General features: G+C 71.5%; 13 protein-coding genes. 5 read left to right on the top strand and 8 right to left on the bottom strand.

Translation table 11 applies throughout. The features are described 5' to 3' along the window. Positions 1-76: 76 nt before the first annotated feature. The 5 genes from FO059_RS15865 to FO059_RS15845 all read right to left on the bottom strand — a co-directional run bounded on the left by FO059_RS15865 (position 77) and on the right by FO059_RS15845 (position 5,591). Entirely contained in the window at positions 77-1,555 is a 1,479-nt protein-coding gene (locus tag FO059_RS15865) for a peptide MFS transporter (protein WP_143909932.1), read from the bottom strand. A gap of 166 nt (positions 1,556-1,721) precedes the next feature. After that, entirely contained in the window at positions 1,722-2,171 is a 450-nt protein-coding gene (locus FO059_RS15860) for a DUF3054 domain-containing protein (RefSeq protein WP_168226631.1), read from the bottom strand. Between the two features lie 131 nt (positions 2,172-2,302). After that, positions 2,303-2,854, bottom strand: coding sequence for a YceI family protein (locus FO059_RS15855; RefSeq protein WP_143909931.1), 552 nt, complete (start codon positions 2,852-2,854; stop codon positions 2,303-2,305). Between the two features lie 234 nt (positions 2,855-3,088). Further along, positions 3,089-4,633 carry an adenylate/guanylate cyclase domain-containing protein gene (locus tag FO059_RS15850; RefSeq protein WP_143909930.1) on the bottom strand — a complete coding sequence of 515 codons (1,545 nt, stop codon included), beginning with the start codon at positions 4,631-4,633 and terminating at the stop codon, positions 3,089-3,091. 82 nt (positions 4,634-4,715) lie between these two features. Then, positions 4,716-5,591, bottom strand: a complete 876-nt coding sequence (locus FO059_RS15845) for a TIGR03619 family F420-dependent LLM class oxidoreductase (RefSeq protein WP_143909929.1) — start codon at positions 5,589-5,591, stop codon at positions 4,716-4,718. 203 nt (positions 5,592-5,794) lie between these two features. Here FO059_RS15845 and FO059_RS15840 point away from each other — a divergent pair, with 203 nt between their 5' ends. Further along, the gene (locus FO059_RS15840) at positions 5,795-7,204 is read left to right on the top strand and encodes a carotenoid oxygenase family protein (protein WP_143909928.1); all 1,410 of its coding nucleotides are present in this window, start codon (positions 5,795-5,797) and stop codon (positions 7,202-7,204) included. 112 nt (positions 7,205-7,316) lie between these two features. Here FO059_RS15840 and FO059_RS15835 read toward each other — a convergent pair whose 3' ends face one another. After that, entirely contained in the window at positions 7,317-8,978 is a 1,662-nt protein-coding gene (locus tag FO059_RS15835) for an FAD-binding dehydrogenase (protein WP_143909927.1), read from the bottom strand. A gap of 217 nt (positions 8,979-9,195) precedes the next feature. Here FO059_RS15835 and FO059_RS15830 point away from each other — a divergent pair, with 217 nt between their 5' ends. After that, positions 9,196-9,831 (top strand): maleylpyruvate isomerase N-terminal domain-containing protein, encoded by a 636-nt coding sequence (locus tag FO059_RS15830; protein WP_143909926.1) that lies wholly within the window; start codon positions 9,196-9,198, stop codon positions 9,829-9,831. A gap of 30 nt (positions 9,832-9,861) precedes the next feature. Here FO059_RS15830 and FO059_RS15825 read toward each other — a convergent pair whose 3' ends face one another. Next, entirely contained in the window at positions 9,862-10,311 is a 450-nt protein-coding gene (locus FO059_RS15825) for a DUF2269 family protein (protein ID WP_143909925.1), read from the bottom strand. 224 nt (positions 10,312-10,535) lie between these two features. Here FO059_RS15825 and FO059_RS15820 point away from each other — a divergent pair, with 224 nt between their 5' ends. Then, complete coding sequence (locus FO059_RS15820; RefSeq protein WP_143909924.1) at positions 10,536-11,876, top strand: SAM-dependent methyltransferase; 1,341 nt, start codon at positions 10,536-10,538, stop codon at positions 11,874-11,876. Positions 11,877-12,010: 134 nt separating this feature from the next. On the opposite strand, the gene FO059_RS15815 is transcribed toward FO059_RS15820, so the two are convergent. After that, positions 12,011-12,448 (bottom strand): YchJ family protein, encoded by a 438-nt coding sequence (locus FO059_RS15815; protein WP_143909923.1) that lies wholly within the window; start codon positions 12,446-12,448, stop codon positions 12,011-12,013. 20 nt (positions 12,449-12,468) lie between these two features. Here FO059_RS15815 and FO059_RS15810 point away from each other — a divergent pair, with 20 nt between their 5' ends. Further along, the gene (locus FO059_RS15810) at positions 12,469-13,842 is read left to right on the top strand and encodes an alpha-hydroxy-acid oxidizing protein (protein ID WP_143909922.1); all 1,374 of its coding nucleotides are present in this window, start codon (positions 12,469-12,471) and stop codon (positions 13,840-13,842) included. A gap of 63 nt (positions 13,843-13,905) precedes the next feature. Then, positions 13,906-15,900: an acetoacetate--CoA ligase gene (locus tag FO059_RS15805; RefSeq protein WP_143910830.1), complete on the top strand. Its 1,995-nt coding sequence runs from the start codon at positions 13,906-13,908 to the stop codon at positions 15,898-15,900. Positions 15,901-15,955 lie beyond the last annotated feature (55 nt).

Here is a 15,955-nt window from a genome sequence, read left to right as displayed (position 1 = left end):
GCCGTGGCGTTCGAACATCGAACGTCACGGCCGATGGGGGCGCGCGTCCACGTCGCGGCCCCGGCGAAGGAGCCCCCTACTTCACCCCGCTCATGAGCTTCTTGATCCCCGGCGATGCGATCGCCAGCGCCACGCCGACCGCCACGGCGACGAGCCCCAGCGTGGCGAAGTAGGGCGCCTCATTGCTCTCGTCGTAGTAGCGGGCCAGGGTTCCGGACAGCGCCGTCCCGAGCGCCACCGAGAGGAAGAACAGCGCCACCATCTGGGTGTGGAATGCCCGCGGCGCCAGCTTGGTGGCCAGCGACAGGCCGACGGGGGAGAGCATGAGCTCGGATGCCGCGAAGACGCCGAGGATCAGCACGAGCGCCCAGACCGGCGCGGTGTTCTGCCCTGCGGGCATGAGCAGGAACAGCAGGAAGGCGACGCCCATGCCGCCGGTGCCCAGCGCGAACTTGATCGGGGTGGCGGGCTGGCGTTCGCCCATCTTGGTCCACATCGCCGCGAAGGCGCCGGCGCCGACGACCACCCAGACGGGCTCGATCGACTGCACCCAGGACACGGGGAACTCCCAGCCGAACAGGTTGCGGTCGAGCCGCTTGTCGCTGTAGATCGTCAGCACCGTGAAGATCTGCTGGAACAGCGACCAGAACACGACCGAGGCGATGAACATCGGCACGAAGGCGACCACGCGCCGGCGTTCCACCGGGGTGACCTGGCGGCTGGTGAGGATGACGAGGAAGTAGATGATCGTGGCCGCGGTGGCGATGCCGACGACGATGTCCGAGAGCCGGTCGGCGGTGATGATTCCCGTGACGGAGAGGACGGCGACGATCACGACCACGATCAGCGCGCCGCCCGCGTAGGCGAGCCGCTGATTCCGGCCGAGCGGGTCGCTGGGGCGGCCGCCGACGCCGTGGAGGTTCCTGCGGAACACCGTGTACTGGATCAGCCCGAGCGCCATGCCGATGGCGGCGAGCCCGAAGCCCCAGTGGAAACCGGCGTTGTCGCGCAGAAGTCCGGTGAGCAGCGGACCGACGAGTCCGCCGATGTTGATGCCCATGTAGAACAGCGAGAATCCGGCGTCGCGCCGCTCGTCGTCCTCGTCGTACAGGTCGCCGACGAGGGAGGTCGCCGTGGCTTTGACGCCGCCGCTGCCGAACGCCACCAGGATCAGGCCCACGCCCACGCCCAGCAGGCCGGGGAGCACCGACAGTGCGATGTGCCCGCCCATGACGAGGATGGCGCTGTAGAACAGCGTGCGTTCGCCGCCGAGCACCCTGTCCGCGATCCACCCGCCGACGATGGTCGAGATGTAGACCATGCCTCCGTAAGCGCCGACGATGCCGGTGGCGGTGTGCTCCGAGATGCCCAGTCCGCCGTCGGTGGTCTGGTAGTACAGGTAGATCAGCAGGATGCCCTGCATGCCGTAGAACGAGAACCGTTCCCACATCTCGACACCGAACAGGTTGGTCAACGCCAACGGCTGTCCGAAGAAGGCGCGGTCCCGGCGGGCCTCGCGGGTGTCGTCCCCTGGCGCGGGTGGAGTGGAACTCATGTGGGACAGCCTGGCATCCCGCGGCACGCGGCGCGCGTTGTGCACGCGATTATGTGAATCGCGCCCCGAGCCACTCTGCGAGATTCAGTGCGGTAGGAGACGGCCTGCGGCGCGCGCACGGGGCTCAGCGGGTAGTCGACTCAGGGTGGCGGCGGGCGGCGGATCGTCACCGCCGGCGGGCTGCGGCCAGCTGGGCCAGCAGCCGCCAGCCCACGAGGGTGAGCAGGTTGAACAGGGTCGCCACGATGATGAAGGCGAAAGCGGTGCCCTCGCCGGTGGCGGCGCGCAACAGCATCCCGCACAGGACCGTCGCGACCCACAAGACGACGCCGGCCGGCCAGGCGCGCAGCGGGTGCGGAGCGGTCCGGTTGCGGCGGGACGCAGCGAAGACCAGGGCCCAACCGACCGCGAGGCCGACGAGGAACGGCCACGCGGTGGACAGGGCTCCCACGACGCCGTTCGTCTCGTCGTGGGATTGCCGGCCGATCGCGGCGAAAATGATGACGAGCAGCGCGTCTGCCACGACTGCCAGCGCGACGGTCGACGGGCCGGCGGCCGTGCCGCGGGGGCCCGCTTCGGGTGTCTCGGTGCTGGCGGGTGCTCCGGTATCGCTCACGTGGACCACCGTAGTCGGTGGTGGGGCGGTGCTGGTCGGAAGCCTGCGCGCGGCCGCCCGGGGGCCGGGGGCCGCGCGCAGGCGGGGTCGGGGGCCGAGGGGGATGGGAGCCCCCGACGTTCGGGGGCCGGTCAGGCGGCCTGCCGGGCCTGGGCGTCGATGCTGATGGTGATCTTGTCGCCCACGGCCGCGCCGCCACCGTCGAGCGGCATGTCGAGGGTGATGCCGAAGTCCTTGCGGTTGAGGACCGTCGACGCCTCGAAGCCCGCGACGGGCCCGTCGCCGGTGCCGGGGTTGACGCCGGTGAGGTCCAGGTCCATCTCGATGGGCTTGGTGACGCCGCGGAGCGTGAACTCGCCGGTGAGCACGTGCGCGTCGCCCTTGGCGCGGATGCCGGTGGAGCGGAAGGTGGCGACGGGGTGGGTCTCGACCTCGAAGTAGTCGGCCGAGCGCACGTGCGCGTCGCGCTGGTCGTTGCCGGTGTTGATGGAGCCGACGTTGATGTCGGCCACCACGGTGGCCTCGCCGTCGTCGCTGATGGTGATCTGGCCGGTGAACTCGTCGAAGTTGCCGCGGACCTTGCTCACCATCATGTGCCGGACGCTGAAGCCGATGCTGGAGTGGACGGGGTCGATGTTCCAGGTGCCTGCGGTGAGTCCTGATTCGCGAACGGATGTCGTCATGGTTTGTTTCCTCCGCAATGATTGACGTTGCAACAAGGCTAACGACGGCGGGCGCCGATGTAATCCCGGAGTGGCGAACGCCACAGGCGGCGCTGTGTGTTGTCGGCGGCCGCGCCGCGCGCCGGACATCCCGACGCGCGCGCGTTGTCCCGGCGTGTCGTCGCAACAGGCGCGCGGGGCGGGGCGGGGCGCGGGCCAAAAGCAGCGGCCGCGGCGGGGCTCCGTGCCCCGCCGCTACCGCACCTGCAGCCCGACGAGTTCCGGCGGATAAGAGGAGCGCCGCGGGGTCGCCAGCCGCGTGCGGGCCCCGCGCCCGCGCAGCAGCACCCGCTCGCGCAGTCGCCAGTGCGCCTGCTCCGAGGGGCCCGCGGCGTCGATGGTGCGCTGTGACGCGAGCACCCGCCCCGGGCGCTTCTTCGCCAGGTCGGTGAGCCTGGCAGCCTCGTTCACGGGATCGCCGATGACGGTGTACTCGTACCGGTTCGACGCCCCCACGTACCCGGCGACGACGGGGCCGGAGGAGACGCCGATGCCCGCGTCGGCGATGCCGAGCCGCATGATCTCGGTGCGCAGCTCGCGCGCGGCGCGCAGGGCGGCCCCGGCCGGGTCGTCAAGGTGCTGGGGGGTGCCGAAGATCGCGAGCGCCGCGTCGCCCTCGAACTTGTTGATGAACCCGCCGTTGCGGTCCACCACGTCGACGGCGACGCGGAAGAACTCGTTGAGCATGCCCACCACGTCCTCGGGCCGGTGCACGGTGGCCAGCCCGGTGGAGCCGATGATGTCGGTGAACAGCACGGCAACGTCGTCGATCTCGCCGCCCAGCGCGGTGCCCTGCTCCACCGCATGCCGTGCGACGTCTTCGCCGACGTGCTTGCTCAGCAGGTCGCGCACCAGCTCGCGTTCGGCCAACCCGGCGACCATGCGGTTGAAGCCGGCCTGCAGCTTGCCGATCTCCGAGCCGTCGTACACGCTCACGCGCGCATTGGTGGACCCGTTCTCGACCTCCCGCATCGCGTCGCTGACCTGCCGGACCGGGTCGGCGATGGAACGCACCACGTAGAGCATGCCCACGCCGCCGACGGCGATCGCCAGGATGCCCAGCACGAACACCGCCGAGCCGATGGGGCCGGTCTGCCGGTCGTTCAGGCCCGCGGCTTCGGGGAACGCCAGCAGCACGACGCCGAACACGGGCATGGCGGTGCTGAGCAGCCAGATCACCATGACGCGGGCTTTGATGCCGGAGGTGCGCCAGGTGGCGTCCGGGTCGGAGGCGGCGGCCAGCGCGACGAGCCCGCGCAGCTCGCGTTCGCCCATCACGTAGGCGATGGCGCAGGCGGTGGTGGCGCCCATCGTGATGGTGACCGTCACGAGCGTGATGAGCTGCGTTCCGCCCTGCAGGTTGGTGGCCAGGAAGACGACGAGGCCGACGGCCCAGGTGGCGACCTGCACCGTGAGCTGGCGCATCGGCTGGCGCAAGGTGGCGCGACGTTCCCGGGGCGTGGGCGGCCCGCCGCGGGCCGTCCACGCCAGGATGGGCCGCCCCGCGACGAGGCCGCCGCCGAGCAGCATCACGGCTGCGAACGGCATGAAGACGAAGAAGACTACGGCGTTGGCGCGGTCGAGGCGCAGCGGCGTGACGCCGGTGGGCAGCGGCAGCACCTCCAGCACGAGAAGGAACACCACGACGCCGCCGATGAGGTGTGCAAGCATGAGCTTGGCCGCGTAGGCCAGGACCGGCCGGCGCACCAGCTCGCGGACCTGCAATGCTTGCTTTTGCATACACCCAAGCTAACGGCTGCGTGCGGTGACCGCCACGGCCGGACCGGTGGGATGGTTCACGCCGGCCGCGTAGACCCGTCCGTCAACCGCACTGGGCGATGACCTTGTCGGAGAACTTCTGCAGCGCCGCGATCTTCTCCTCCAGCGGCTGGGTGTCCTGCTCCATCTGGTAGGGCATGCGGAATCCGACGGTCACGTCGGTCACTCCCTTGTCCTCGAGGCGCTTGACCCCGTCCACGGAGAACGCGTCGATGGAGGCCACGTGGATCTCGAACGGGTCGTTCTCCTTGCCCTCGGCCTTGCGCACCGCCGCCAGGCGCGTGAGGATCTCATCGAGCTCGTCGGCCTTGCCGCCGGCGTGCATCCAGCCGTCGCCCAGACGCACAGCGCGGCGCAGGGCGGCGTCGCTGTGCCCGCCGACCAGCATGGGGACGGGCTTGGCGGGCACCGGGTTGATCTTGATCGACTGCAGGTCGTAGATCTCGCCGTGGTGCTCGAAGTATCCGCCGGAGGTCAGTCCGCGGATGATCTTCATCGCCTCGTTCATCCGCTTGCCGCGCTTGGGGAACGGCACCCCCATCACGTCGAAGTCCTCCGGCCAGGGGCTCAGGCCCACGCCGAGGCTCAGCCGGTCGCCGAAGAGCGCCGAAATGGATGCCGCCTGCTTGGCCACCAGCACCGGCGGGCGCACGGGGAGCTTGAGCACGAACGGCACGAAGCGGATCCGCTCCGTCGCCTGTGCCATCGCCGTGATCAGGATGAACGCCTCGATGAACGGCTTGTTCTCCAGGAACTCGCGGCTGCCGTCCGGGGTGTACGGGTAAGTGGAGTCGGAGACCTCCGGGTAGCAGATGCTGTCCGCCACGGCGAAGGAGTGGTAGCCCGCATCCTCGGCCGCCTTGGCCAGGGGTACGTAGTACTGCGGGTTCGTCATGGCATCGGCAAAGGTGAATCGCACGCGCTGCTCCCGGGGTCGGAGGTGTGTCGCCGGAATTCCGGTCCGTCGCGTCATGCTAGGACGGACTGGTGTCCAGTGGGAACGCGGAATGTGATCAGTGGGACAGATGCAACCCATGGAATTCGATGAACCGATGTGACGGCGCCCACGCGCGCGCATAATCGGAGTCGACGTGGCTGGACTGCGCCCTCCGAGGAGAGACGATGACCGCATTCGACGAGCTGCCCGCCGCAGTGGACCCGGCCGCGAATCCGCACCTGCGGGGGTTGTTCGAGCCGCAGCGCGCCGAGGTGGACGCCGAACGTCTGGTGGTGGAGGGCGAGCTGCCCGCGGCGCTGCGCGGCAGCTACCTGCGCAACGGCCCCAACATGCGTTTCGACCCCATCGGTTCCTACCTGTACCCCATCGACGGCGACGCGATGGTCCACCGCATAGAGCTCGACGGGGGCGCCGCGCACTACCGCAACGCATTCGTCCGCACTCCGGCGCTCGTGGCGGAGGAGTCGGCGGGCCGGGCGCTGTGGCCGGGAATCATGACGCCCTACCGTCCGGGCCCGGAGCTGGTGGGCGACGCCCTCGCCTACAGCGACCGCGACCTGCCGGACATCAACGTCGTCCGGCACGGCGGGCGGCTGCTGGCCCTCGCGGAATCCGCCCCGCCGTTCCGGCTCGACCCGGCGGATCTGCGCACGGTGTGCAAGGAGACCTTCGACGGCCGGCTGCCGGCCGGACTCACCGCCCACCCCAAGGTGGATCCGGCCACGGGGGAGATGTTCTCGTTCTGCTACTCGTTCGAGCCGCCGTATCTCACGTGGACGGCGATCGGACGCGACGGCGTCCCCACGCGGGCGGCGACCCCGGTGGACGGCCTCGACGCACCGGTGATGATCCACGACATGGCGCTGACCGCGACGTACCTGGTGGTGCCGGTGTGCCCGCTCGTCTTCGACATCGCCGCGGCCATGACCGGCGGGTCGGTGCTCCAGTGGCGCCCGGAGGCCGGGGCGCGGATCGCGCTCATCCCCCGGGACGGCTCGCCGGTGCGCTGGTGCTCGGATGAGGCGTTCTGGATGTGGCACACCGCCAACGCCTACGACGCCGGCGACGGCACGGTGGTACTCGACTACGTGCAGTGGGACCACCCGGGCATCGTCACCGGCGCGGAGGAACCGACCGCCAGCACCCTGGTGCGGGCAGTGCTGGACCCGGCGACGGGCTTGATGACGCGCACCGAGGTGGCCCGGGCCGGAATGGAGTTCCCGCGCATCGACGACCGCCTCATCGGCCGCCCGCACCGGCAGGTGGCGACGGTGGGCGAGAGCCCGGGCGCGGACCTCGTCGGCGGCGACGCGGATCTGCTCCGGTGGTACGACCTCGACACCGGCGCGGGCGTTTCCTGGGGCGACGAGGCACTGTCGTTCGGCGAACCCGTGCACCTGCCCACCGAGGACGGCGAGCACTACTGGGGCGCGATCGTCACTGAACGGCGCGATCGGACCGGCTGGTTCTACGTGTTCGACGGCGAGGAGCCGGCCGCCGGTCCGCGCGCCCGGGTACGGCTGCCGCACCGGGTGCCCGCGGGGCTGCACGGGGCGTGGCTGCCCGGGGAGTGAGTGAGGGCCGCCCCGCCGGTCCGTTTCCGCGCCTACTCAGCAGTACAGGTACGGTTCGGCGGCGCGAACGTACCCGGACTGCTGAGTAGCCACCTTGGCGGTCGCTCGGCGGCTACCCCAGGTCGCGCGCCAGTGCCCGGCCCGCCGCCCGGCCGGAGAAGATGCACCCGCCCAGGAACGTCCCCTCCAGCGCGTTGTACCCGTGCATCCCGCCGCCGCCGAAGCCGGCCACCTCGCCCGCCGCGTAGAGCCCGTCGAATGCCGTGCCGTCGGGCCGCATGACCTGCGAATCCAGGTTGGTCTCAAGCCCGCCGAGCGTCTTGCGGGTGAGCAGGTGCAGGCGCACCGCGATGAGCGGGCCGTGGGCGGGGTCGAGGAGTTTGTGCGGCCGGGCCACCCGGATGACCTTGTCGGCCAGATAGCTGCGCGCGTTCCGGACGGCCATGAGCTGCAGGTCCTTGGAGTAGGTGTTGTCCAGCTCGCGGTCGCGGGCCAGCACCTCGCGTTCCACCTGCGCGTAGTCCAGATCGGGGCCGGAGCCGACAGCGTTCATGCCGTCGACCAGCGAGCGGAGGTCATCGCGCACCACGAAGTCCTCGCCGAAGCGCATGAAGCTGTCCACCGGGCCGGGGGCGCCCTTGCCCACGCGCCCCAGCAGCATTTTGAGATCCTTGCCGGTCATGTCGGGGTTCTGCTCGGAGCCGGAGAGCGCGAACTCCTTCTCGATGATCGACTGGGTGAGGATGAACCACGTGTGGTCGTGCCCCGTGCCCAGGATGTGCTTGAGGGTGCCGAGCGTGTCGAACCCGGGGAACAGCGGTGTGGGCAGGCGTTTGCCCTCGGCGTCGAGCCACAGCGAGGACGGTCCGGGGATGATGCGGATGCCGTGATCCGGCCAGATGGGGTCCCAGTTGACGATGCCCTCGGTGTAATGCCACATGCGGTCGCGGTTGACGATGCTGCCGCCGGCGTTCTCGGTGATCTCCAGCATGCGGCCGTCCACGTGCGCGGGCACCCCGCAGATCATGTTCTGCGGCATGCGCCCCAGCCGGTCCACGGGCCAGTTCTTGCGCACCAGCTCCTGGTTGCCGCCGATGCCGCCGGAGGTCACCACCACCGCCTGCGCGCGCAGTTCGAACTCACCGGCGGGGTCCCTGTTGGACTTGACCCCCCGCGACTCGGTGGACGGCGCCAGGACGGTGCCGCGCACGCCCGCCGCCGCGCCGCCCTCGACGATCACCTCGTCCACCTGGTGCCGGTGCCGGAAGGTGACCAGCCCCTTCTTGGCCGCCGCCATCACCGGCTCGGCGAAGATGCGCACCACCTCCGGGCCGGTGCCCCACGAGATGTGGAACCGGGGGACGGAGTTGCCGTGGTCCAGGGCGGTGCCGCGCCCGCGCTCCGCCCAGCCCACCGTGGGCATGAACCGCATGCCCAGGTCGTGCATGTAGGCGCGCTTCTCGCCGGCCGCGAACTGCACGTAGGCCTGCGCCCACTGCCGCGGCCAGCGGTCCTGGTCGTCGCGGTCGAAGCCGGCCGAGCCGGTCCAGTCCTGCAGTGCCAGATCGTAGGAGTCCTTGATGCCCATGCGCCGCTGCTCGGGGCTGTTGACCAGGAAGATCCCGCCGAGCGACCAGAACGCCTGCCCGCCCAGGTTCGCCTCGTTCTCCTGCTCGACGACGAGCACCCGGCGGCCCGCGCGGGTGAGCTCGTAGGTGGCGACCAGGCCGGCCAGGCCGGCTCCCACCACGATCACGTCGGCGTCTTGGGTCATCTGCGCTCCTCGGGATGGGGTGTCCAACATGCGGCGGTTCGGGTGCGACGAGTTGGGCGGGTGTCCGCCCGGTCATTGAAACGTATCGAGTTCGCCGGTGGAGGGGAAGAGGCGCTGTTCGCAGCGGCGGCTATCTTCGCGCCGAGTTGGTGGTTCTCCGGTGCTCCGGCCGGGCTCGGGCACCGGAGAACCACCAACTCGGCGCTACTCTCGGGGCATGGGCGACGACTACGGGGTGCTTGTCGACGAGGTGCACGCATCGGGGGAGCGGCTGCAGACCACGCTCGCCGGCATGGCGGAGAAGCAGGCGCGGGAGGCGTCGCTGCTGCCGGGCTGGACGCGGGGGCACGTGGTGACGCACCTGGCGCGCAACGCGGACGCGATGTGGCGCTTCGCGCGGGGCGTGCTCGACGGCCGGCCCGCGCCGGAGATGTATCCGGGCGGCGCGGACGCGCGGTCTTCTGCGATCGAGGAGGGCGCCGACCGGCCGGTGGAGCTTCTGCGGGCGGATGCCGCGTTCGCGGGCGCGCGGGCGACCCGGGCGATGGGGTCCATCGACGCGGGGCTTCGGGATGCCGAGATCAACTGGAAGCACACGGTGCCGGCCCGGATGATCCCGGTGCTGCGGTGGCGGGAGTTGGAGATCCACCACGTGGACCTGGGCCTGGGGTACGTCCCCGCCGACTGGCCGGCCACCTTCGTCTCGCGCACCCTGGACACCGAGCTGCCGGCGCTGCAGGCCACCGGATGGGACGGCGAAACGCCCGACCTGCCGGAGGCGGAATTGCTCGCCTGGCTGATCGGGCGCCCCACGCGGGAGGGTCTGCCGGCGGTGCCGAGCTGGCCCTACTGACGCGCCATCCGGCTCACGGCCTGCGGATCGTCACGCCCCCGGCTTGTAGACCATGAGGAACACGGTGGCCAGGAACAGGATGGCGATGACGCCGCCTGAGCCCGCGACCTTGCCGATCATCGCCGACGCGGACTCGCCCGCCTTGACCTTCTCGACGGCGGAATCCAGCGCGGGGACCACCACGATCAGCGCGATGACGATGGCCACGAACCACAGGATCAGCGAGATCCAGATCCACGGCTCGGAGAACGACGCGACCGTCTGATCGTTCCAGGGGAACTTGGACGACATGAGCCCGAACCCGAAGATCACGGCCAGGAACGACGCGTACGAGTAGATGCGGGTGGACTTGGACGACGTCGCGATGGCGCCGGCGTCGCCCGTGCGCAGGCCGCGGGACGCGGTGGTGGTGGCGTGGATCAGCGGGCCGATGGCGAAGATGGCGAACACCAGGTGCAGCGCCAGCATGATCTTGTACATGCCCTGAACGTTACGGGAACGCCGCGCCGCAGGATACGCGAGCGGTCCGGGACGTGCGCGGGCCCGCACGCGTGTCCACGCCGCGGCGGCGGCGCCCCGCCGAGTGGGCGCATTCCGGTGCCGCGGAGCGGGTGGAGCACCGAAGAACCACCGACTCGGCGCCGGGAGGCGGCGGAATCCCGGAAGCGCCTCGCAGGAGGGCCCGCCAGAGCACAATCGTCCACGTGGGTTCGGTAGCGGCGAGCATCCTGGCGACATTCGAAGACGTGCTGAAGGCGCCGTTGCCGCTGCGGTTGCAGGCCTGGGACGGCTCGGAGGCGGGACCGCCGGAGGCCCCGGTGCGTGTGGTGTTCCGCAACCGCCGGGCGCTGCGCCGCATCCTGTATGCGCCGGAAGAGCTGGGCCTGGCCCGCGCCTACGTCTCCGGCGACCTGGAGGTGCAGGGCAGCGTGTTCGACCTGCTGGACATGCCGCAGATCATCGAACGGGTCTCCAGCCACGGGGTCCGCGGGGTGGACGCGCGATCGATCCGCAGGGGCGTCGCGCGCATGATCCGCCACGGCGTCGTCGGACCGCCGCCGCGGCCGCCCGCGACGGAGCTGCGCAGGCGCGCGGGCGGACGCCACAGCGAGGTCCGCGACGCCGTCACCGTGTCCTCGCACTACGACATCGGCAACGAGTTCTACCGGCTGCTCCTGGGGCCGACGATGGTGTACTCCTGCGGGTACTGGGAGGACGGCTGCACCTCCCTCGACGACGCCCAATGGGCCAAGTGCGAGCACATCAGCCGCAAGCTGGGGCTGAAGCCGGGAATGCGGCTCCTGGATGTGGGGTGCGGCTGGGGCACCATGGTCATGCACGCCGCGCGCGAGCACGGCGTGCGGGCGGTGGGCGTGACGCTGAGCCACGCGCAGGTGGAACTGGGTCGCCGGCGGGTGGCCGAGGCCGGCCTGGAGGACCTGGTCGAGATCCGGCTGCAGGACTACCGCGAGGTGCACGACGGGCCCTTCGACGCGATCTGTTCCATCGGGATGGCCGAGCACGTGGGCCTGGACCACCTGCCGGTGTACGCGGAGGACCTGTACGGGCTGCTGCACGACGGGGGCCGGTTGCTCAACCACCAGATCTCGTCGGTGCGGCCCCTGCCGCCGGGGCACTCGTCGCGGGCACGTGCGCAGGGCGGCGCGCGGGTGATGTCTTCGCGGCGCGCGGCGGCGCGCACGTTCATCGACCGCTATGTGTTCCCCGACGGCGAGATCCTGCCGCTGAGCGCCACCGTCGACGCGCTCGAGCAGGGCGGCTTCGAGGTGCGCGATGCGGAATCACTGCGCGAGCACTATGCGCTGACGCTGCGCGCCTGGGTCGCGAACCTCACCGGGCAGTGGGACCGGGCGGTGGCGCTGGTGGGGGTGGAGCGGGCGCGGATCTGGCTGCTGTACCTGGCGGCCAGCGCGATCGGTTTCGAGTACCCGCACCGGCTGGGGCTCAACCAGACTTTGGCGGTGCGCCCGGGCCCCGGCGGCGAGAGCGGCATGCCGCACACGCGCGCGTGGCTTTACGGCTGACCTGGCGCGCGCCCCTGTTCCGAGCACCGTTTCCCCGCTGCGGCACGGGATCCGGCGCTCGGACAGCTCAGGAGGCGCTCGGACTGCACCGGTGGGCGCGGGTCAAAGGGGGTGCGGGGCAAGAGACGCTCGGATCAGGAGGCGCTCGGCTCGGCGTCGAGGTACACCCACTCCCCGCCGACGCGGACGAACCGGCTGTGCTCATGCTGCCGGCCACGCTGGAGGGATCCGTCGGGCCCGCGGGTCCGGTACTGCGCCACGAACTCCACGGTGCCCGTCTGTTCCAGCAGCCCGCCCCCGGTGGTGGCGAGCACGGTCAGCCGCGTCCACTGCACCTCCGGATCGAGCGTGAGGGACCGCGGCCGGGTGTCCGGATGCCAGGTGCGCAGCAGGTGACCGGCGTCGCCGGCGACGAACGCCGTGTACCGCGAGCGCATGAGCTTCTCGGCGGTGGGCGCGGCGGTGGGCTCGCCCCCGGCGGCACCGAGGAACCGGCCGCAGCACTCGCCGTAGGCGGGGCCGAATCCGCAGGGGCAGGGCGCACTTGCGTCGAGGGGGCTCTGATCATCCACCCGCCCATTATCCTGCGCTCATGACGGAGACGAAACCGACGGGCGGCGCCGCGGACTCGCAGGATCCCCTCGCCGCGCAGGATTCCCCGACCGCGCAGGATTCCCCGACCGCGCAGGGCCCGGGCCGTGAGCGCCAGAACCGCATCTACCGCGACGGGGTGTTCGGCCGGCGCCCCGCGATCCCCACCCATTTCGCCGCCCTCGAGAAGGCGGCCCGGCGCAGGATGTCGCGGCGCGCCTGGGCGTACGTGGCCGGCGGCGCGGGCGCGGGCGCCACGATGGAGGCCAACCGCGCGTCCTTCGACCGGCACCGGATCGTGCCGCGGGTGCTGCGGGACGTCTCGCGTCGGGACCTGTCGGTGGAGCTGTTCGGGCGCCGCATCCCCGCCCCGGTGCTGTTCGCCCCTGTGGGCGCCGCCGAGCTGGTGCACCCGGAGGCGGACGTGGCGATCGCGCAGGCGGCGGCGGAGTTGGGCGTGCCCTACATCTTCTCCAATCAGGGCTGCGCGCCGATGGAGGACGCGGCGGCGGCGATGGACCGGGTCGCCGGGGCCGGGGCGGCGCCGCACTGGTTCCAGCTGTATTGGAGCACCGACGAGGAGCTGGTGGACAGCCTCATCGGCCGGGCGGAGCGCAGCGGCGCCGACGCGCTTGTGGTCACCCTGGACACGACGATGCTCGGCTGGCGGCCGCGGGACCTCGACATCGGGTCGCTGCCGTTCGCGCGCGGCGAGGGCATCGCGCAGTACACCTCGGACCCGCGGTTCGTGCGCATCGTCAAGGACCGGGTGCGCGCCGCGGCCGGGGCCAAGGCGGACGTCGAGGTGACGTGGGGTGCCGTGCGGTCGCTGATCTCCATGAGTCGCCGCTACCCGGGCGCGCTGGCGGCCAACCTGCGCTCGCCGGAGCCTCGGGCCGCGGTGGAGACGTTCCTCGACATCTACTCCCGGCCGTCGTTGAGCTGGGCGGACATCGCCACGCTGCGCGATCGGACACGGCTTCCGGTGCTGCTCAAGGGCGTGCTGCACCCGGACGACGCGCGCCGGGCCGTGGACGAGGGGCTCGACGGCATCGTCGTGTCCAACCACGGCGGCCGCCAGGTGGACGGCGCGATCGGGTCGCTTGACGCGCTCGAGGCGATCGCCCCGGTGGTGGACGGCCGGTTGACGGTGCTGCTGGACAGCGGGGTGCGCGGCGGCGCGGACGTGTTCAAGGCCCTCGCCCTGGGCGCCGATGCGGTGACCGTCGGGCGTCCGCACCTGTACGGGCTGGCGCTGGGCGGCCGCGACGGCGCGCGGGAGGCGGTCGCGAACATCATCGCCGAGCTGGACCTGACCGTCGGGCTGGCCGGGCTCACGTCGGTGGGCGAGGTCACTCGCGATAGCCTTTCCTGAGACCCGGACCACAGTGAATCGAGGGCGGCGAAGGTGACACAGGCGAGCGACGACGCGGCGGAGATGCTCTGGGAACCGGACGCGGAGGCGGTGGCGGGCAGCGCGATCGTCGAGTTCGCGGACCTCGTGCGGCAGCTGAACCCCGACAGCCCCGGCGTGCCCACCGACGCCTCCGACTACGACCGGCTGTGGCAGTGGTCGACCGAGAATCTGGGCGCGTTCTGGCAGGCCGTGTGGGACTACTTCGACATCGCCTCCGACACCGATCCCGGGCCGGCGCTGGCGGAGGACCGCATGCCCGGCGCCTCCTGGTTCCCAGGTGCGCGTATCAACTACGTCGACCAGGTGTTCCGGCACGCCGAGCAGCAGGACGCCGCCGGCCGGCCCGCCATCGTCGACCTGGCGGAGGGCCGCGAGCCCCGCGCAGTCCCGTGGGGCGAGCTGCGCAGCCGGACCGCCGCGCTCGCACACACGCTCCGCGGGGCCGGGGTGGGCCCCGGCGACCGGGTGGTGGGGTACCTGCCGAACATCGCGGAGACGGTGATCGCGTTCCTGGCCACCGCGAGCATCGGCGCGGTCTGGGGCGCGTGCGGCCAGGACTACTCCGCCCCGGCGGCGGTGGACCGGCTCGGCCAGCTGGAACCGTCGGTGCTGATCGCCGCCGACGGATACGACTACGGCGGCAAGCCGCGCGATCAGCGCGCCGCGGTGGACGAGCTGCGCGCGGGCCTGCCCGGACTGGCGCTCACGGTGCTGGTGGCGCGGTCCGGCCGCGGCGAGGACGACGCGGTGGGATCGCTGGCGGCGGGCGGCGACCGGGTGCTCGGATGGAGCGCCGCCACCGCGGGTGAGCACCCGCTCGTGACCGAGCGCGTGGCGTTCGACCATCCGCTGTGGGTGGTGTTCTCCTCGGGTACCACCGGGCTGCCCAAGGGGATCGTGCACGGCCACGGCGGCGTGCTGCTCGAGCACCTCAAGGCGGGCGTGCTGCACTCGGGCCTGGGCCCGGGCGAGACGTTCTTCTGGTTCACCTCGCCCAGCTGGATGATGTGGAACTTCCAGGTGGCGGGTCTGCTGGCGGGTGCCACCATCGTCACCTACGACGGCAGCCCGGCGCACCCCGGGCCGGACGGCCTGTGGCGGATGGCGGCGGAGAGCGCGGTGACGATCCTGGGCACCAGCCCCGGATACGTGCTGGCGTGCATGAAGGCCGGCGCGCATCCAGCCGGGGACCACGACCTGACGGCGCTGCGCATGGTGGGCGTCACGGGGGCGACGCTGCCGGCGACGTCCGCCGAATGGCTGCGCGACGAGGTGGGCGAGCGCGTCCAGATCAACTCGATCAGCGGCGGCACCGACGTGGTGACGGCCTTCGTCGGCGCGGCGCCGAACGTGCCGGTATGGGCGGGCGAGTTGTCCTGCCGCCTGCTGGGCGTGGCGCTGGCGGCGTTCGACCCGGCGGGTGAGCCCGTGGTGGGCGAGGTGGGGGAGCTGGTGGTGACGCGGCCGATGCCGTCGATGCCCGTGCGCTTCTGGAACGACCCGGACGGCGCGCGCTACCGGGACGCCTACTTCGACACCTACCCGGGCGTGTGGCGGCACGGCGACTGGGTGACGGTGACCGCGCGCGGCAGCGTGGAGATCCACGGCCGCTCGGATTCGACGCTGAACCGCAACGGCATCCGCATGGGCAGCGCAGACATCTACCAGGCCGTCGAATCGATCCCCGAGGTCGCCGAGGCCATGGTGCTGGGCGTGGAGCAGCCCGGCGGCGGGTACTGGATGCCCCTGTTCGTCGTGCTGCGCGAGGGTGCCGATCTCGACGACGCGCTGGCGGACCGGATCAAGGCGGCCGTGCGCGATCAGGCTTCGCCCCGGCACGTGCCCGACGAGGTCATCGCGGCCCCGGCCATCCCGCACACGCGCACGGGCAAGAAACTCGAGGTGCCGATCAAGCGGCTGCTACTGGGCGCGGATCCCGCCACCACGGTCGACAGGACCGCGGTGGACGATCCAGGCCTCATCGACTGGTACGCGGCGCACAAGCGCGGGGTCTGAACGCGGGGTATGGGAGCGGAGCGTCATTCGCGGAGGCGGGCGCTCGGATATCGAC

The organism is Tomitella fengzijianii (assembly GCF_007559025.1).
Lineage (GTDB): Bacteria > Actinomycetota > Actinomycetes > Mycobacteriales > Mycobacteriaceae > Tomitella > Tomitella fengzijianii.
The sequence above is the reverse complement of the archived record's forward strand: the minus strand, read 5'-3'. Positions and strand labels throughout refer to the sequence as shown.